16 protein-coding genes are annotated in these 19125 nt (G+C 61.7%); 5 read left to right on the top strand and 11 right to left on the bottom strand.

Features of this window, described 5'->3' with window-relative positions:
- Positions 1-26 precede the first annotated feature (26 nt).
- The 3 genes from ACR0D9_RS16800 (at position 27) to ACR0D9_RS16810 (ending at position 4799) form a co-directional block, all read left to right on the top strand.
- Entirely contained in the window at positions 27-3128 is a 3102-nt protein-coding gene (locus ACR0D9_RS16800) for a valine--tRNA ligase (RefSeq protein ID WP_480539550.1), read from the top strand.
- Positions 3129-3263: 135 nt separating this feature from the next.
- A complete protein-coding gene (locus ACR0D9_RS16805; protein ID WP_480539551.1) occupies positions 3264-4427 on the top strand; it encodes a benzoate/H(+) symporter BenE family transporter in 1164 nt (387 codons plus the stop codon).
- A 39-nt stretch (positions 4428-4466) separates the two neighbouring features.
- Positions 4467-4799, top strand: coding sequence for a DnaJ family domain-containing protein (locus ACR0D9_RS16810; RefSeq protein WP_480488457.1), 333 nt, complete (start codon positions 4467-4469; stop codon positions 4797-4799).
- On the opposite strand, the gene ACR0D9_RS16815 is transcribed toward ACR0D9_RS16810, so the two are convergent.
- Positions 4800-5582: a crotonase/enoyl-CoA hydratase family protein gene (locus tag ACR0D9_RS16815; protein ID WP_209505660.1), complete on the bottom strand. Its 783-nt coding sequence runs from the start codon at positions 5580-5582 to the stop codon at positions 4800-4802.
- 66 nt (positions 5583-5648) lie between these two features.
- The gene (locus ACR0D9_RS16820; protein ID WP_480539553.1) at positions 5649-6719 is read right to left on the bottom strand and encodes an SMP-30/gluconolactonase/LRE family protein; all 1071 of its coding nucleotides are present in this window, start codon (positions 6717-6719) and stop codon (positions 5649-5651) included.
- A 90-nt stretch (positions 6720-6809) separates the two neighbouring features.
- Between ACR0D9_RS16820 and ACR0D9_RS16825 the strand changes: the two genes are divergently transcribed.
- A complete protein-coding gene (locus tag ACR0D9_RS16825; protein WP_480484397.1) occupies positions 6810-7925 on the top strand; it encodes a pyridoxal phosphate-dependent aminotransferase in 1116 nt (371 codons plus the stop codon).
- A 126-nt stretch (positions 7926-8051) separates the two neighbouring features.
- Here the strand turns inward: ACR0D9_RS16825 and ACR0D9_RS16830 are convergent, their stop codons facing one another.
- The 6 genes from ACR0D9_RS16830 to ACR0D9_RS16855 all read right to left on the bottom strand — a co-directional run bounded on the left by ACR0D9_RS16830 (position 8052) and on the right by ACR0D9_RS16855 (position 16862).
- Entirely contained in the window at positions 8052-9242 is a 1191-nt protein-coding gene (locus tag ACR0D9_RS16830; protein WP_480539555.1) for a pyridoxal-phosphate-dependent aminotransferase family protein, read from the bottom strand.
- Between the two features lie 51 nt (positions 9243-9293).
- A complete protein-coding gene (locus ACR0D9_RS16835) occupies positions 9294-9926 on the bottom strand; it encodes a bifunctional 4-hydroxy-2-oxoglutarate aldolase/2-dehydro-3-deoxy-phosphogluconate aldolase (RefSeq protein ID WP_480539556.1) in 633 nt (210 codons plus the stop codon).
- Positions 9927-9930: 4 nt separating this feature from the next.
- Positions 9931-11736 carry a phosphogluconate dehydratase gene (edd, locus tag ACR0D9_RS16840; RefSeq protein WP_480539558.1) on the bottom strand — a complete coding sequence of 602 codons (1806 nt, stop codon included), beginning with the start codon at positions 11734-11736 and terminating at the stop codon, positions 9931-9933.
- 2 nt (positions 11737-11738) lie between these two features.
- A complete protein-coding gene (zwf, locus tag ACR0D9_RS16845; protein WP_480539560.1) occupies positions 11739-13184 on the bottom strand; it encodes a glucose-6-phosphate dehydrogenase in 1446 nt (481 codons plus the stop codon).
- 149 nt (positions 13185-13333) lie between these two features.
- On the bottom strand, positions 13334-15577 hold the full coding sequence (ptsP, locus tag ACR0D9_RS16850; RefSeq protein WP_209505648.1) for a phosphoenolpyruvate--protein phosphotransferase: 2244 nt from the start codon (positions 15575-15577) through the stop codon (positions 13334-13336).
- A 46-nt stretch (positions 15578-15623) separates the two neighbouring features.
- Positions 15624-16862 (bottom strand): aspartate kinase, encoded by a 1239-nt coding sequence (locus tag ACR0D9_RS16855; RefSeq protein WP_480488466.1) that lies wholly within the window; start codon positions 16860-16862, stop codon positions 15624-15626.
- A gap of 165 nt (positions 16863-17027) precedes the next feature.
- Here ACR0D9_RS16855 and ACR0D9_RS16860 point away from each other — a divergent pair, with 165 nt between their 5' ends.
- Positions 17028-17384, top strand: coding sequence for a hypothetical protein (locus ACR0D9_RS16860; protein ID WP_480488468.1), 357 nt, complete (start codon positions 17028-17030; stop codon positions 17382-17384).
- On the opposite strand, the gene ACR0D9_RS16865 is transcribed toward ACR0D9_RS16860, so the two are convergent.
- The 3 genes from ACR0D9_RS16865 to ACR0D9_RS16875 form a co-directional block, all read right to left on the bottom strand.
- Positions 17378-18016: an SDR family oxidoreductase gene (locus ACR0D9_RS16865; RefSeq protein WP_480488470.1), complete on the bottom strand. Its 639-nt coding sequence runs from the start codon at positions 18014-18016 to the stop codon at positions 17378-17380. The genes ACR0D9_RS16860 and ACR0D9_RS16865 overlap by 7 nt on opposite strands.
- Before the next feature lie 3 nt (positions 18017-18019).
- Positions 18020-18475 (bottom strand): DUF1178 family protein, encoded by a 456-nt coding sequence (locus ACR0D9_RS16870; protein WP_480488472.1) that lies wholly within the window; start codon positions 18473-18475, stop codon positions 18020-18022.
- A 72-nt stretch (positions 18476-18547) separates the two neighbouring features.
- Entirely contained in the window at positions 18548-19009 is a 462-nt protein-coding gene (locus ACR0D9_RS16875) for an NUDIX hydrolase (protein ID WP_480484391.1), read from the bottom strand.
- Between the last annotated feature and the right edge of the window lie 116 nt (positions 19010-19125).

The raw sequence follows: 19125 nt of genomic DNA on the forward strand, positions 1-19125 counted from the left end.
GAATTTGTTGACGCAGGACGCATCCCATGGCGATGGAAAAGACATTCAACGCGGCCGAGGCCGAGGCCCGTATCTATGAGGCCTGGGAACAGGCCGGAGCCTTCAAGGCAGGCGCGAACCGTTCGCGCGAGGAAAGCTTTACCATCATGATCCCGCCGCCCAACGTGACGGGTGCGCTGCATGTGGGTCATGCGTTCAACAACACGTTGCAGGATATCCTGATCCGCTGGCACCGGATGCGGGGCTTTGACACGCTGTGGCAGCCGGGGCAGGACCACGCGGGCATTGCCACCCAGATGCAGGTGGAAAAGATGCTGGCGGCGCAGGGCAACGAAGGTCGGCGCGAATTGGGACGCGAGAAATTCCTTGCGAAAGTCTGGGAGTGGAAGGGCGAATACGGCGGCACGATCATTGAACAACTCAAGCGCCTGGGCGCCAGCTGCGACTGGTCGCGCAACGCCTTTACCATGGCGGGCGCGCCAGGTGACCCGCGCACCGGGCACGAGAACAGCCCGAATTTCCATGATGCCGTTATCAAGGTCTTCGTCGACATGTACGAAAAGGGCCTGATCTATCGCGGCAAGCGACTGGTCAACTGGGACCCGCATTTCGAGACGGCGATTTCGGACCTTGAGGTCGAGAATATTGAAACGCCGGGCCACATGTGGCACTTCAAGTACCCCTTGGCGGGCGGCGAGACATATGAGTATTTGGAAAAAGATGAAGATGGGAATGTGATCTTCCGCGAGGAGCGGGATTATATTTCCATTGCAACCACGCGGCCCGAAACCATGCTGGGCGACGGTGCTGTGGCCGTGCATCCGTCGGATGAGCGCTACGCGCCGATCGTCGGCAAACTGTGCGAAATCCCGGTTGGACCGAAAGAGCATCGCCGCCAGATTCCGATCATCACCGATGAGTATCCCGATCCCGACTTCGGCTCGGGCGCGGTGAAGATCACCGGCGCGCATGACTTCAACGACAATATGGTCGCCAGGCGCTGCGGCATTCCGATGTACCGCCTGATGGACACCAAGGGCGCGATGCGGGCTGATGGCGCGCCTTACGCCGAAGAGGCGGGCAAGGCGCAGGAATACGCGCGCGGCAAAGCGTTCACCGAGAATGAGATCGACGCGATCAACCTGATCCCGGATCACCTGCGCGGACTAGACCGGTTCGAGGCGCGCGCCAAGGTGGTTGAAGAGATCACCAGCGAAGGTCTGGCTGTCATGTGTCCAGCGGACGATCCGCGTCTGGGATCAAGCCGGGCTGAAGCCCGGCCTACAGAGGACGATGACGGTGGGCAGGACTTCAGCCCGGCACTTGTCCCACTGGTCGAGAGCAAGCCGATCATGCAGCCCTTTGGCGACCGCTCGAAAGTCGTCATCGAGCCGATGTTCACCGACCAGTGGTTTGTGGATGCCGAAAAGGTCGTCGGCCCGGCGCTGGACGCGGTCAGGGACGGCACGGTCAAGATCATCCCCGAGTCCGGCGAGAAGACCTATTACCACTGGCTGGAAAACATCGAGCCCTGGTGCATCTCGCGCCAGCTATGGTGGGGGCATCAGATTCCGGTTTGGTATGGGCCTACTCACAGATGTTCCACTTTCGTGGAAGATGAACCAGCCGCCAGACTTTCAATGGAAAGACATCACAAGGGCGGTTTTGCGGTATTCTGCGGAGCAACCGTGGCCGAAGTTAGAAAGCAAGCCGAGGAACATTACGGGCATTGGAAGCAAGAAGTTGTTTTCGCCAAAGACCAGGAAGAAGCGAAGCAGCTTTTGTTTGATGGAAAAGCACCTTTGTTCCGCGACCCCGACGTGCTCGACACGTGGTTCTCCTCCGGCCTCTGGCCCATCGGCACGCTGGGCTGGCCCGAGCAGACCGAGGAGATGCGCCGCTATTTCCCGACCAGCGTATTGATCACCGGCGCGGATATCCTGTTCTTCTGGGTCGCCCGGATGATGATGATGCAGCTGGCCGTGGTGAACGAGGTTCCGTTCCACACCGTCTACCTGCACTCGCTCGTCCGCGACGAGAAGGGCAAGAAGATGTCCAAGACCACCGGCAACGTCATCGATCCACTTGAAATCGTGGACGAATTCGGTGCCGACGCGCTGCGCTTTACCAACGCCTCGATGGCGGCGATTGGCGGTGTGCTGAAACTGTCGCGTGAACGCATCACCGGCTATCGCAACTTTGGTACCAAGCTTTGGAATGCCGTCCGCTTTGCCGAGATGAATGAGGTCTTTACCGACGCTGTGCCGCAACTGGATGTGGCAGACCTGAAGCCCAAGGCCGCCGTCAACCGCTGGATCATCGGCGAAACCGCCCGTGTGCGGGAAGAGGTCGACGCGGCGCTGGAAAGCTATCGTTTCAACGATGCCGCCAACGGGCTTTATGCCTTTGTCTGGGGCAAGGTCTGCGACTGGTACGTGGAACTGTCGAAACCGCTGCTGCAGGGTGATGACGCCGAAGCACGGTCTGAGACCCGCGCCACCATGCGTTGGGTTCTGGATCAGTGCATGGTCCTGCTGCACCCGATCATGCCCTTCATCACCGAAGAGCTGTGGGGCCTGACCGGCAATCGCGCGAAAATGGTTGTCCACGCCGACTGGCCGACCTACGGCACGGAACTGGTCGACGCCGATGCGGATCGTGAAATGAACTGGGTGATCTCGGTGATCGAAAACACCCGCTCGGCCCGTGCACAGATGCGGGTGCCTGCGGGTCTCTACGTGCCGATGCTGGTGACCGAGATCGACGCCAACGGCCAAGCCGCGTGGGACCGCAACGAGGCGCTGATCAAACGTCTGGCCCGCATCGACAGCCTGACCAGCGCGGACACGCTGCCCAAGGGCACCATCTCGATTGCCGCCCCCGGAGCCTCCTTCGGCCTGCCGTTGGCGGATATCATCGACATCGGCGCGGAAAAGGAGCGGCTGGAGAAAGCAAAGGGCAAGCTGGCCAAGGAACTGGGTGGCTTGCGCGGGCGTCTGAACAACCCCAAATTCGTGGCCTCGGCCCCGGATGAGGTGGTCGAGGAAGCCAAAGCCAACCTCGCCGCACGCGAGGAAGAAGAAGCCAAGCTGAACGAGGCGCTGGCCCGTCTGGCCGAGATCGCCTGATCTTCATCTTTTCAAAAATACTCATACCCCGAACCCCGCCGCTGATCTGGCGGGGTTTTCTTTTGCGCGTTCAGACCTTGCCCGTCCCTGCCGCCGCTTGTTAGCAATCACCAACCCCAACCGCCCGAGGCAGTCATGACCCAGTTTGCCCCACCGCTCCAGACAGTCTCGACCGGGCTTGTAGTCGCCATTGTCGGATTCTTCAGTTCATTTCCTATCGTGTTGCAGGGGCTGGCCGCGATGGGGGCGTCTCCGGCGCAGGCGGCCTCGGGTCTGATGATGGCGGCCATTGCAATGGGACTGACCGCCATTGTGCTGAGCCTGTGGTATCGGCAACCGATCAGCGTCGCCTGGTCGACGCCGGGGGCGGCGCTGCTGGCGGTGTCCGCGACACCGGCGCTGGGGTTTGCCGAGGCGACGGGCGCCTTCCTGTGTGCAGGGGCGCTGACGGTGCTGGCCGGGCTCTGGCGGCCACTGGGGCGGCTGGCGGCCGCCATTCCGACGACACTGGCACAGGCCATGCTGGGGGGCGTTCTGCTGCCGCTTTGCATTCTGCCCTTTCAGGCCGCAGCCGAATTGCCCGCGCAAGCCCTGCCGGTGATCCTGACATGGTTCATCGCGGGCCGGATCAACCGGCTGTTCGCTGTTCCGGCGGCCGTTGTCGCCGCCGCGCTGGTTGTGGTGCTGAACGCAGGCGACGCATCGGTGACCCCGGCGCGATGGCTGGCGGCACCGGTCTGGACCACGCCCAGTTTCTCGCTGGCCTCGACCATCGGGATCGCCATCCCGCTGTTCATTGTCACGATGGCGACCCAGAACATTCCCGGCATCGCGGTGATGCGCAGCTTTGGCTATACCCCGGCTCCGGGCAGGCTGTTTTCATCCGTGGGTGGGGCGAGCCTGTTATCGGCACCATTTGGTGCACCTGCCACCTGCCTTGCGGCGATCACGGCTGCGATGTGTTCCAACGAAGACAGCCACCCCGATCCCGCGCAACGGTACTGGTCGGCCATCATGAGTGGTGTGTTCTATGGTGTATTCGGTATCTTTGCCGTGGCGATTACCGGCTTTGCATCCCATGCCGATCCGCTGTTGATGGGGACACTGACCGGTGTCGCCCTGATCGGCGTTCTGGCCAATTCGATTTTCGCAGCACTTGAGGTTCCGGCCGAGCGTGAGCCCGCGATGCTGACCTTTGCGATCACCGCATCGGGCATCTCGGTCTTTGGGCTGGGCGCGGCGGTCTGGGGCCTGCTGGTCGGCGGGCTGGCCTATCTGGTGAGCAACAGAATTCGGTAGCCGCTTTTGCATCCCGCCCTTACCGGGTATAGTTGCTCCATGTTCGGTTCACTTGGAAAACTGGTGGAGCGCCAGATCAAAAAGGCACAGGCCGAGGGGCAGTTGCAGGGCCTTGTCGGCGAAGGTCACCCCCTGCCCGACCGGTCCGGCGAGGCGCAGGGCGATCTGGCCATCGCCGCCGGGCACCGGATCATGGCGCAAGCCGGGGTTCTGCCCGAAGAGTTCGACATTAAAAAGAAACTGGATGCGGCCCGCAAAGCGTATCCGGCCCTGACCGACCCCGCGGAACGCCGGGCCGCGATGTCGGAGATCGCTGATCTGGAAATGCGTTACAACATGGCCCGCGATGCACGGCGGGCTTTCATGCGCTGATCACTTGAACTCGGGCTTGCGGCCCTGCATCTGCGCCATCACGACCTCCATCTGATGAGGCTTGCCGATCAACTCCACCTGCTCGGCGGATTCCGCCTTGAGAACGTCCGCACGGGGCTGGGTTTCGGCCACTTCGATCAGCCGCTTGGCGGCACGGATAGCCGAGGGGCTTTGACCGGCGATATTCTCGGCAATGGCCAGAGCTTCGGTCAGCGGGTCATCTGAAAGCTGCGTGACCAGTCCCCAATCCATCGCCTGCTGCGCGCCGATGGGCCGGGCCGTGTAGGTCAGCAGGCGCAGCACGTCCGAACGCACAAGCCGGGGCAGCAGAACCATGCCGCCCATATCGGGGATGATACCCCACTTCATCTCCATCACCGCCAGTTTCGCCTCGGGGTGCGCGATACGGATATCCGCGCCCAGAGCGATTTGCAGGCCACCGCCATAGGCGACACCCTGAATGGCGCAGATCACCGGCACCGGTACGCGACGCCAGATCAGGGCAAGCTCCTGCATTTCGTTGGCATCTTCGTGGCTGCGGGTCATCAGCCATTCGGTGGGGTCCATATGGGCCATCTTGGCAAAGCTTGCCATGTCGAGCCCGGCGCAGAAGCTTTTCCCCTCGCCCGACAAAACCACGGCGCGGGCGTCCGAGGCGGCGACCTCTTGCCCGGCAGAGAGCAATGCCTTGACCATCGCGTCATCCAGTGCGTTCATCTTGTCACCCCGGGTCAGGGTGACATGGGCAACATGGTCTTGATAGGTGACGGATACGCGTGACATGGGGGACCTCCCGAAATTCAGTTGCGGCGACCATGCCCGGACGGGACGCCGATTTCCACTGCGACGTCAGGGCATATCGCTGACAGGCATCCGCCCGAACCAGGGAGAATCGAGCGTCATGACATAAAACTGATCGCCCACGATCCGGCCCCCTGTTGTGATGCCAATTCGGCCCTGCGGATCCTGTAGGGTGCGCAGGATCGTGCCTTCACCATCGAACTGCACCAGCATACCCCGATGGATCGGCGCCGGGCGTACAGCCGGACCCAGCCGCCAGACCACCTTGCGCAGGAAGGGGTACGGCATCAGTTCCTCGGACGGGACACGCGGGCTGGCGAAGGCCATCCAGTAGGTGCCATCACCCTGTGCTTCGAGATTGTCGGGATAGCCGGGCAGGTTGTCCAGCAAGACCTCTTGCTGACCGGCTTTCGGCCCGCTGAGCCACAACTTGTGCACCCGTGCGCGACCGGTCTCGGCGATCAGCAGGAAATCTGCGTCAGGTGAGAGGGCAATGCCATTGGTATAGACGAATCCAGTGGCAATCTTTTCGGTGCGGCCATCGGGGTTGTGACGGGCGACATAGCCTGTATCGGATTGTTCCCAGATGGTCAGGACCGAAGTCGGCTTGGTCCCGCCCATGGTTTCGGGATCGAACCGGTCAGAGGAGTTCGAAAAATAGATCGTGCCGTCCTGTGCCACGTCCAGTTGGTTTGCATAGACTACGGGCGCACCGTCGATATCGGCCACCACGGATTCAAGCGTGCCCGGCCCGGTCCAGCGCATCACCCCGCGAAAGCTGTCGGCAATATAGAGCGCGCCATCCGGCCCGGCCCTGAGGCCCAGAGGACGCCCGCCAAGCTGGTCGACCACAACAGGGTCAGCCCCGTCTATGCGATAGAGCGTGCCGGACCGGCTGGTCGTATAGACCGCACCGCCGGGCAGGATGGCGATGTCTTCGGGGCCGGTTTCCCCATCCGGCAGGCGGATCAGCTGCGCGGCGTCCAGCGCGGTGTTTTCTGCGAAATCCCCTGTGAAACCGGCATCTTCAGGCATCTCAACGGCGACGGGGATAACGGGAACGGGCCAGAACAGAAGATAGGCAAGGCCCAGAAGAACAATGGCAGACAGTATGCGCATCTGCGCTCCTTACTTGTGTTTCAATACGTTCCGACACGCGGGATGAGGTGCGCGCTTGCCCGAAGCTCGGGCTTGGGGTTATCTGCAGGCATGACAGGACCTCGATACACCCCGCTTGCCCAATCCCTGCCCGCCACCGTGCCCTTTGTGGGCCCCGAAACGCAAGAGCGTCAGCGCGGCGCGGCGTTCATTGCCCGTCTTGGGGCCAACGAGAGCGTGTTTGGCCCCTCGCCCCGCGCGATCCGGGCCATGGAGCAGGCCGCGTCTGATATCTGGATGTATGGCGATCCCGAGAACCACGATCTGCGCCATGCTTTGGCCGAGTATCATGGGGTAACCTCCGAAAATATCGTTGTGGGCGAAGGGATTGACGGGCTTCTGGGTTATCTTGTGCGTCTGATTGTAGGGCCCGGGGATGCGGTTGTAACCTCGGACGGGGCGTATCCCACCTTTAATTATCATGTGGCCGGGTTCGGTGGCGTTCTGCACAAGGTCCCTTATGCCGGGGATCACGAAGACCCGGCGGCCCTGTTTGCGAAGGCGGCCGAGGTGGGTGCAAAACTGGTCTATCTGGCCAATCCGGACAATCCGATGGGCAGCTGGCATTCCGGCGCGGATATCGTGGCGGCGATGGATGCCCTGCCCGACGGTTGCCTGCTGATTCTGGATGAGGCTTATGTGGAATGCGCGCCAGATGGGACAGCGGCACCCGTCAGCGCAGACGACCCTCGCGTGATCCGGATGCGGACATTTTCCAAGGTCTATGGCATGGCGGGCGCGCGGGTTGGCTATGCCATGGGAGCGCCCGACCTGATCGCAGCCTTTAACAAGGTGCGCAACCATTTCGGCATGAACCGCGCGGCGCAGGCCGGGGCGCTGGCCGCGTTGCAGGATGGCGCCTGGCTGGAGCACATTCAAACACAGATCGCCGAGGCGCGTGAGCGGATAGGGACAATTGCCCGCGAGAACGGGTTGGAGCCGTTGCCCTCGGCCACCAATTTCGTGACGATTGATTGCGGGCGGGATGGAGAATTCGCCAGAGCGGTACTGGAGGCTTTGGTTGCGCGGGGTCTGTTTGTTCGGATGCCGTTTGCAGCGCCCCAGAACAGGTGCATCCGGGTAAGCTGTGGTGAAACAGCAGATCTGGATGCTTTTGCGGCCGCCTTGCCCAAGGCGCTAGCAGAGGTGCGGGCAAAGACGGGCTAGCGCTGGTCTGTCTTGCCAACGGGGCAAAGGGGGGCTGTCTGCCCCCCATCGCGCAATGCGCGATTCCCCCCGAGGATATTTTTGGCCAGATGAAGGGGCGGATCAGCGCTGTTCGTCTGACGTGTATCAGGCGGCCAGGACGGCGGCGGCGGCCTCGAGCGCGCCTTTGCCACGGGGGATATCAAGCGCGGCCATGGCCGTTTCCATACCGCCCAGCATCGCCATCACCATTTGCCCGTTGACATGGCCCATATGCCCGAGGCGGAAACAGCTGTCGTAATCCTCCATCCCAAGGCCAATGCCCAATGTCAGGCCCAGTTGATGTTCGGTGAACGCGCGTAGGGCCGTGCCGCGCCCTCCGGTCAGGCGCAGGGCTGTAACGGCATGGCTGCGGTGGTCGCGGTCGGCAACGTTCAGATGCAGCGCGCCGCCTTCGGCCCATGTTTCGCAGGCCGCCCAGATGGCAGTAGCCAGACGCTCATGGCGGGCCCAGACCTGTTCGATCCCTTCCGCATGGATCAGGTCGAGCGCGGCGCGCAGACCATAGAGGTGATGCGTCGGCGCGGTACCGTCGAAATACTGGTAGAACAGGTCGGGATTGGCGCGCGGCTGCCAGTCCCAGTATCGCGACACACGCGGCATGGCGGCCCGCTTGGCCTGTGCTTTGTCGTTGAAAAAGACAAAGCCTGTGCCTGCGGGGGTCATCAGGCCTTTCTGGCAGGCGGTGACCGTGACATCGACGCCCCATTCATCCATCTCGAACCGGTCGCATCCCAGCGAGGCAATGCAATCGGCCATCAACAGCGCCGGGTGGTCCAGATCGTCGAGCAGTTTGCGCAGTGCCGGGATATCGTTGCGGATCGAGCTTGATGTGTCCACATGAACCGCGAGAACGGCCTTGATCTGACGGCTTTTATCCGCGCGCAATGCGTCGGCAATTCGGTCGAGATCCCAGGCGGATGAGGTGCCGAAATCGATTAGTTGCACCTTTGCCCCGATGCCTTCGGCCATCTCGGCCCAGCCATGGGTGAACCGGCCCGAGGCAGGAGCCAGAACGGTTTCGCCGGGGGCGATCACGTTGGACAACGCGGCCTCCCACGTGCCGTGACCGTTGGCGATATAGATGGCAACGTCATGGCCTGTACGAGCAACCCGGCGCAGATCGCGGGTCAGGTCGGGCATCATGTCGATGAGCGCGCCATCGTAGATATTGGGCGACGGGCGATGCATCGCCTGCAGGACTGCGTCCGGCATCACCGAAGGGCCCGGGATCGCCAAATAAGTTCGCCCCTGGGAGAGGGCAGATGTCTGTGTCATGGGGTCAACCTGTCTGAGTTGACGCCCACATTACCGAGGGGCTTCGCGACGTCAATCCGCCAGCTTGGATGCCTCGCGCGCAAGTGTTTCGATCCCGGCCCAGTCACCGCTTTCGACCATCTGCTTGGGCGCGACCCAGCTGCCACCGGCGCAGATCACATTGGACAGGGACAGGTAGTCACAGGCGTTGGACGGCGACACCCCGCCTGTCGGGCAAAAGCTGATCTGCGGCAGGGGTGCGCCGATGGCTTTGAGTGCGGGCGCGCCGCCCGAGGCCTCGGCCGGGAAGAATTTCAGCATGTCATAGCCTTTTTCCAGCAATGCCATCGCTTCGCTGGCCGTGGCCGCGCCGGGCAGCAGCGGCAGGCCCTCGGCCTCGCACGCCGCGATGAGCGCGTCGGTTGCGCCCGGAGAGACGCCGAACTGCGCGCCCGCCTCTTTGGCGGCGCGGACGTCTTCCGGTGTGACCAGCGTACCTGCGCCGACCACGCCGCCGGGCACCTTGGCCATCGCGCGGATCGCGTCGAGCGCGGCGGGCGTGCGCAAAGTGACCTCAAGCGCTGGCAGACCGCCGGCGACCAATGCCTCGGCCAGCGGGCGGGCCTGCGCGACGTCATCGACAACCAGAACCGGAACGATCGGGGCCAGTGCGCAGATTTCACGGGTGCGTTGGGATTTGGACATGAGGTTAAACTCCGAAAATGCTGGCACCGGTGTCGGCCGAGCCGACATTCTGGCGGAACGCGCCAAAAAGATCGCGCCCTGTACCGTGTTGATTGGCGGACAGGTCGGCGGTGACGGGCGCGCGGTCCAGAACGCCCTCAGTGAGGATTTCCAGATCACCCCTGACCGCGTCAACGCGCAGGATGTCACCATCCTGAAGGTATGCAATGGGGCCGCGGTCGAGCGCCTCGGGGACGACATGGATGGCGGCGGGCACCTTGCCGGATGCGCCAGACATGCGGCCATCGGTGACCAGCGCCACTTTCTGCCCCCGGCCCTGCAGGATCGACAGCATGGGCGTCAGCGAGTGCAGTTCCGGCATCCCGTTGGCCTTGGGGCCCTGGAAGCGCACGACGACGATGACGTCACCGGTGAACTCGCCAGCCTTGAAGGCTGCCTTGACCGCGTCCTGGTCGTGGAAAACGCGGACCGGAGCCTCGACCACCTGATGTTCTGGCGCGACGGCCGAGACCTTCATGACGGCTGTGCCCAGATTGCCGGTCAGGCGCGACAGGCCGCCGGTGGGCTGGAACGGATCGCGGGCGGGGCGGACGATCTTGTCATTCAGGCTGTGGCCTGTACCGTCTTGCCAGGTCAGCTCACCATTGATCAGCTTGGGTTCGCGCGTGTAATTGTGCAGGCCCTGCCCGGCGACGGTCAGAGTATCGGGGTGCAGCAAACCTTCTTCGAGCAACGTGCCGATTGTGAACCCAAGCCCGCCTGCGGCGTGGAAGTGGTTCACGTCGGCCAGACCGTTGGGGTAGACCCGCGCGACCAGTGGAACAACGGAGGAGATATCGGAAAAATCCTGCCAATCCAGCACGATGCCCCCGGCGCGCGCCATGGCGATCAGGTGGATCAGCAGATTGGTCGAGCCTCCGGTCGCCATCAGGCCGACGATACCGTTCACAAAGGCCCGTTCGTCGAGCACCTGATAAACCGGGGTATAGCTGTTTCCCAGCGCGCTGAGCGACAGGGCGCGGCGCGCGCCCTCTTGTGTCAGCGCGTCGCGCAAGGGCGTGTTGGGATTGACGAAGCTGGAGCCCGGCAGGTGCAGGCCCATGAACTCCATCAGCATCTGGTTGGTATTGGCGGTGCCGTAGAAAGTGCAGGTGCCGGGGCCGTGATAGGCGGCCATTTCAGCGGCCATCAGTTCGTCGCGCCCGACCTCTCCGGCAGCGAATTTCTGGCGGACCTTGGCCTTTTCGTCATTGGGCAGACCGCTGGTCATTGGTCCTGCGGGCAGGAACACGGCAGGCAGATGCCCGAACGCCTGCGCACCGATGATCAGACCAGGGACAATCTTGTCGCAGACGCCGAGGAAGACAGCCGCGTCATAAGTGTTGTGGCTGAGTGCTACGCCAGTTGCCAGAGCGATCACGTCGCGCGAAAACAGCGACAATTCCATCCCTGCTTCGCCCTGGGTGACACCGTCGCACATGGCTGGCACGCCACCTGCGACCTGAGCAGTACCTCCGGCGGCGCGGATCGCATCGCGGATCAGGGCGGGGTACCTTTCAAAGGGCTGATGGGCGGACAGCATGTCGTTATAGGCGGTGACAATGCCCAGATTGCCCGCCGTGCCGGTGGCCATGGATTGCTGGTCTTCACCCGCACCCGCATAGGCATGGGCCTGACCACTACAGGACAGGTGCGCACGAGCGGGGCCCTTACATCTGGCCTGTTCCATCCGGTCGATATGGGGGCCGCGCAGACCGGCGCTGCGGTCGATGATCCGTTTGGTGACGTCGGAAATGACAGAGTGAACCATGATTACCCTCCGATCTGACGCCAGCGACGCCCATCGCGATGCATCAGCATCAGTGCTTCTTCGGGGCCTGAACTGCCCTGATCGTACTTGGCGGGTTTGTCCCCGCGCTGTTCCCAGCCGTGAATGATGGGATCGACCCAGGCCCAGGCCGCCTCGGCCTCGTCGCCGCGCATGAACAGGGTCTGATCGCCCCGGATGACATCCATGATCAGGCGTTCATATGCGTCCGGGGATTGCGAGTCATCACCCAGCGCGTCGGCAAAGCTCATGTCCAGAGCGACATCGGACAGGCGGAACCCGCCCTGCCCCGGTTCCTTTATCGTTGTGCGCAGGGTGATGCCTTCGTCAGGTTGCAGGCGGATCACCAGTACGTTGCCATGCAACGGGCCGACATTGGGAAAGATCGTGTGTGGCGGGTCGCGGAAGAACACCGCAATTTCAGAAGCACGGGCGCGCAGGCGTTTGCCTGTGCGCAGGTAGAACGGCACCCCGGCCCAGCGCCAGTTGCCGATATGAACCTTGAGCGCAATGAAGCTTTCGGTGCGGCTGGCGGGGTTGCCAACGTGATCAAGGTATCCGTCACCGCCCTTGCCCGTTCGATACTGACCACGGGCGATATCTCTGGGTTCGACCGGTTCAAGCGCCTCGATCACCTTGACCTTCTCGTCACGCACCGCGTTGGGAGAGAACTTTGACGGAGGTTCCATCGCGGTCAGGCACAGCAACTGCACCAGATGGTTCTGGATCATGTCCCGCATCGCGCCGGATTGATCGTAATAGGCCCCGCGCCCTTCGACCCCGACGGTTTCCGCCACGGTGATCTGCACATGGTCGACATGGGTCGAATTCCAAAGCGGCTCGAACAGGGAATTCGCAAAGCGCAGCGCCATCAGGTTCTGCACGGTTTCCTTGCCCAGATAATGGTCGATCCGGTAAATCTGGTGTTCCTTGAAACACGCCCGCAAGCCTTCGTTTAGCGCCCTGGCCGAGGCAAGGTCATGACCGAAAGGCTTTTCAACAACGATGCGGCTGTCCGGCGTGGCCAGACCGGCGTCATGCAGGCGCTGCGCAATGCCGGAAAACAGGCTGGGACCCACCGACAGGTAAAAGGCCCGCACCACGTCGGGGCGCAGCAGCTTGGACAGATCGGACCATCCGGCATCGCCCAGTGCATCCACCGGCACGTATTCAACATGAGACAGGAACCGGTCCAATGTGTCCTTTTTGAACTTTGGTGCGAATTCCTGCATCGATGCGCGGACCTGATCGCGAAACCCGTTGCTGTCGATATCCGAGCGCGCCGTGCCGATGATCCGCGCCCCATCGGGCATCTGGCCGACCTCGAACCGATGGTACAAGCCCGGCAAGATCTTACGTTGCGCCAGATCCCCGGTCGCGCCGAACAACACAAGATCGAACGGCTCTACCGGAATTACGCGTGAAACCATCACAGGCTCCTTCTCGAGTTTGCCGATATCAGTTCAGCACGGCATGAAACGGCTCTGCGGCACACTGTTACCGCTAACATTGCCTGCGTGATAGAAAGCCTGCGCGAAAAAATCAAGCATAGTTTCCCCAAAAAGCGAGGTTTTGCGGGCTATACCTGACTGCGCAGCCACTCCATCACGGCCGGGCGCACGGATTGTTCGCCACGATGGCGCGCGTCGGCGATGATTTTTCGCACCTCCATCAGGTCGCACCGCAGCAACAGGCTTTTGACCGGACCAATCGACGCCGGGCGCATAGACAGGGTGCGAATACCCATGGCCGCAAGGCACAGCGCCTCGACCGGACGGCCCGCATCCTCGCCACAGAAACTGAGCGGGGTGTCCGAAAGCCCGCAGCGTTCGACAATGCGTTCCATCAGGCTCAGGAAACTGACATTCAACGTGTCATAGCGGCGGCGGACCAGTTCATTTTCGCGGTCAGCCGCAAAAAAGAACTGCTTGAGGTCGTTCCCGCCGATCGAGATGAAATCGACCTCGTCAAAGAACTTTTGCGGGGCAAAGGCCAGCGACGGGGTTTCCAGCATCGCGCCGACTTCAAGCGTTTCGGGCAGAACGTGGCCCAGTCGCTTTTCGCGTTCGATGGTTTTGTTTACCTCCCAGCGGGCTTCGCGATACTCCTCGGCCTGCGCGACAAAGGGGAACATGATGGTCAGCGGGCGACCATTGGCAGCGCGCAGAAGGGCCTGCAACTGCATCCGCATCACGCCGCGTTTGTCCAGACCGACACGAATGGCGCGCCAACCCAGGGCCGGGTTGGGTTCGGCCACGTGTTTCATATAGGGCAGCACCTTGTCCGACCCGATATCCAGTGTGCGGAACACCACCCTTTTGTCGCCTGCCGCATCCAGTACCCGCTGATACTGGGTGACCAGCTCGGACCGTTTGGGCATCTGATTGCGGATCAGGAATTGCAGCTCGGTTCGGAACAGGCCAACACCTTCGGCACCTGATGTTCCCAGCGACGGCAGGTCGGCCATAAGGCCTGCGTTCATCACCAGATTGATGCGCGTCCCGTCGCGTGTGATACAGGGCGTTTCGCGGATCGAGGCATAGCGTTCCTGCGCTTTGGCCTGCATCGCGATCTTGTCGCGGAAGGCGCCGACCACGCTATCTTCGGGGCGCAGGTGAACAACGCCCTGATCGCCATCCACCAGCACGTGGTCGCCATTCAACGCTTCGGTCGTGATCCGGCCCACATGGACCACCAGAGGGATCGCCAGCGCACGGGCCACAATGGTGGCGTGACTGCCGACTGAACCTTCTTCGAGGATGATCCCCTTCAGCGCCCGCCCGTATTCCAGCAAGTCGCCGGGGCCGATATTGCGTGCGACCAGAATCGGATCGGGCGGCAGATCGGCGCTGTCGGTTTTTCCCTGCCCGGTCAGAATGCGCAACAAACGGTTGCTGAGATCGTCAAGATCCGCCAGCCGTTCGCGCAGATAGGGATCGGACACCTGCCCCATCCGGGCGCGCGCCTGAGATTGTTCTTTCTCGACCGCGGCCTCAGCACTGAGCCCCAGAGCAATGTCCTCTTCCATCCGGCGCATCCAGCCTTTGGAATTGGCAAACATCCGGTAGGCTTCCAGCACCTTGAGCTGTTCGGTATCACCATCCCGGGAAATTTCGAGCATCTTGTCGACACCGACGCGCAGCTCTTCCACCGCCTCATTCAGACGTTCGCGTTCCCGGTGCGGGTCCTCGGCGATCGGATTGGTGACAACCACGCGGGGTTCATGCAGCCAGACATGGCCTTCGGCGGAACCTTCCTGCGCCGGGCCGCCGCGCAGCAGAACCGATTGCTGGTGTCGTGGCGACAGGGCCGCGCCTTCGCCAACAAAGGCGCCCAGTTCGGCCATTTCGGCCAGCACCATGGCCACCACTTCCAGCGCATAGATCTCGTCGGCGGAAAATTCACGCGCTTTGCGGGACTGGACAACCAGAACACCGAGCTTTTCCCCAAGGCGCTGCACCGGCACGCCGAGAAAGGACGAAAACCGCTCTTCCCCGGTTTCCGGCATATACCGGAACCCTTTTTCAGACGGCGCATCCGGGGTGTTGACCACCTTGCCGGTCTTGGCGACCCTGCCCACCAGCCCCTCGCCCATGCGCATCCGGGTCTGGTGTACCGATTCAGGCGCAAGCCCCTGGGTCGCACAGAGTTCCAGGGTCTCATCATCGCGGAACAGATAGATTGAGCACACTTCGCTGCGCATGCTGTCAGCGATCAGATGAGTGATCTGATCAAGGCGCTCCTGTCCAGCGGCTTCGCTGGCCATCGCCTCGCGCAACCGCCCCAGCAGCTTGCGGGATTCTGTTTCCGTGCCGTCCGCCATGGCCCAACCAATTCAGTGTGTCAGGCGAAACCCTTGGCCGATCAGCTCAGGCCGCCTTGTCCAGTTCAAAGGCATCATGCAGTGCCTGAACGGCAAGTTCCATGTATTTCCTGTCGATAAGAACGGAAATTTTGATCTCGGAGGTTGTGATGACCTTGATGTTGATCCCCTCATCCGAGAGTATCTTGAACATTTTGGCCGCGACACCCGATTGCGAGCGCATACCGATTCCCACCACCGAGACCTTGCAGACACCGGTATCGGCGACCAGTTCGGCATAATTGAGCTCGCCCTTGTCCTTGATCGCCAGCAGCGCTTTTTCGGCACGGACCACCTGATCGGTGGGGCACGAGAAGGTCATGTCCGTGCGCCCCTCGTCCGAGATGTTCTGCACGATCATGTCGACATTGACGCCCTCATCGCTGAGCGCGGTGAAGATGGTCGAGGCGATACCGGGACGGTCCGCCACCGAAACGACGGTCATCTTGGCCTCGTCACGGGAATAGGCCACACCGGCCACAACATTGGATTCCATGATATCCTCCTCGTCAACGACCAGCGTACCGGCCTCGTCGGATTGTTCTTCGAAACTTGAAAGAACGCGCAGTTTTACCTTGTAGCGCATTGCCAGCTCGACCGAGCGGGTCTGCAGCACCTTGGCGCCCAGCGACGCCAGTTCGAGCATTTCCTCGAACGAGATCCTGTCCAGCTTGCGCGCCTTTTCGCAGATGCGCGGATCGGTGGTATAGACGCCGTCCACGTCGGTATAGATGTCGCAGCGTTCCGCACCAAACGCGGCGGCAAAAGCCACGGCAGTGGTGTCAGAGCCACCCCGGCCCAGCGTGGTGATGCGGCCTTCGGGGCTGAGCCCCTGAAACCCGGCCACAACGGCCACTTTCATGCCTTCGCCGAATTTCTGGTTGATGTTCGTGGTCGGGATGTCTTCGATCCGCGCCTGGCTGTGCGCGCTGGTTGTCAGCAGCGGCACTTGCCAGCCCTGCCAGCTGCGCGCAGGAACATCCATTTCCTGCAATGTCAGCGCCATCAGCCCAGCGGTGACGTTTTCGCCCGAAGATACAACGGCATCGTATTCGCGTGCATCAAACAGCGGCGAGGTCTCGTTCACCCAGCCCACCAGCTCGTTGGTTTTGCCCGACATGGCCGAGACGATGACGATCACGTCATAGCCCTTGGCAACTTCGACACCGATGCGCTTGGCAGCACGGCGGATGCGGTCCAGGTTGGCGACCGAAGTGCCGCCGAATTTCATAACGAGTACGGGCATGGGGGCAAATGTCTCCGCGCCTTGGATTAGAGGTCCCGAGCCTCATAAGCGAGGGGCACCCCAAGAGCAAGAGCGCAAACAGGACCCGCCTGTGGCACAGGGCCGCTTTACATTGCGCAGGTGCGGTGTCAGCCTGCGAGTAACAACCAAATCAAGAGGTTCCCCATGTTTCGCCTAGCCCTTGCCGTTACTTTGTTGTCATCGCCTGCATTGGCGCAGGTTGCCAGTGTGGCCGGCACGGACGGAAAGAATGCACTGGGCAAGGTGCCCTGCGCCGCAAATGCCGGTGACCCGATGCAAAGCTGCAATGCAGAGCTGCGCCGCCATGATGACGGCACAACGACGCTGGCCGTGGCTTTGGGGGGTGGCAAGGTGCGCAACATCTATTTCAAGGATGGTGCGCCGGAGTCCAGCAGCTCGACCTCGAAGATGACTTATGAAACGCTGGGTGACGTGCTTGTGGTCTATATTGAACCCGGTGAGGTCTATGAAATTCCCAAAGCGGCGCTGACCGGTCAGTAAGCGTGCGCCTGCCCGTCATAGGTTTCAAAACAGCCGGTAGAGCTGATTGACAGGGCCTCAAAGCGTTCCATCAGGCCCGAGACGGCCTGATCGACATCAATATCAGCGGCCGCGCCGCCCATGTCGGTTTGCACCCAGCCCGGATGATAGATGCCCACGGCGATCCCGTCGGCTTTCAGATCCGTCGCCAGATTCCGCCCCAGGTTCAACGCCGCCGCCTTGGAGGCGCGGTAGATATAGCTGCCCCCCGGTGCCCGCGTATGGGACGCCATCTGCGACGAGATGATCGCGACCTTGCCGCCTGCGGCGCGCAGATTGGGCAACAAGGCCTGAACGGTCAGGAAAACGCCGGTCACGTTGGTGGCAAAGCTTTGCGCCCACATTTCGGCGGGGTAGTCGTCGATCGTGTGCCCCTTGTCCAGATAGACCCCGGCATTGCAGATCAGAAGATCAACGGGCTGGTCTTTCAGTTGTTCGGCCATTGCTGCCTGTTGGGCCGGGTCCGACACGTCCAGACGGACCTGTGCACTGCCATCGCGTGCGGTTCCGGTAACCGCGTCACCGCGGGTGTCGTAGCGCGTGGCAAGGGCGCGGCCGATACCGCGATTGGCACCGGTGATCACGACATGCATGGGTCAGTTGGTCTTTCTGCTGGGCAGAAACGGCAGTGGTGCCACCGGCACGCCATCTTCGATCAGCGATTTTGCCTCATCCGGTCTGGCTTCACCATAGATCGAACGCTCTGGCGCCTCTCCCAGATGCATCTTGCGCGCTTCGCTTGCAAAATCCTTGCCAACGTAGTCCGAGTTCTTTTCGACATGGCGGCGTATTTCGGTCAGAACTTTCTCGATCTCGGGCGAAGGGGTGGCGACGTTGATCTGTTCATTGGATGCAGGCGCGTTTTCGGGCTTTCCCTGCGCATTCCGGGCCGGTCGGACACGCGGTGTCATGATCGCCTTCGCAACCTGCGTACATCCGCAGATCGCGCAGGTCACCATCTTGGCAGAGGCCAGCTTGTCAAAGGCTTCTGCGGATTGAAACCAGCTGTCGAATGTGTGGCCTTCACTGCATTTCAACGCGTATTGAATCATGTTCAGTCCAAAATTACGATTGGCGAATAGATACCGACCAGACTGACAATATCAAGCCTCTCTGGTACTATCTTAATGTGTATGGGTCTTAAAGTCGCGTAACAATTCGGCAAGCTCGGGTGATCTGACCTTTTGGGCCGCGTTTTCAGGTGCAAACCACTTGCGCCTGCGCTCGTGCTTTTCGGGGAAGTCCTGCGACATTACCTGTACATGCAGCGCAAAAACATCGACCAGAATCAAGGTCGGGGGCTGATTTGGGCGGTGCTTGAGGTGCAGAAACTGCCCCAGCCCCGCTTTGCTGCATCGCCCCGTCACGCCCGCTTCTTCCCAGGCTTCCTGCACTGCGGTTTCCGATGGGGTCAGGCCGGGGATGAGCCACCCTTTGGGGACAATCCACCGCTGGGCCCGGCGTGTCGTGATCAGCAACACCTCTGGATGGCCACGCCGTATCCGGTAACACAGGGCAGAGGATTGCCGCAAAACAGGGTGTTCCGCAGTCTCAGCCAATTCACGCAGTACCGGTCTTGCATTCATTGCGCGACGCACCTTTTGCTCGGGCAAAGGACCCGTTGGCGTTATAGGCCCGCAGGACACGCCTATTTAGCGCCCATCCCTTGAAAAACTACCATATGAAGTGGTGTCCGCCAAGT

This window comes from Ruegeria sp. AK11, from assembly GCF_056541095.1.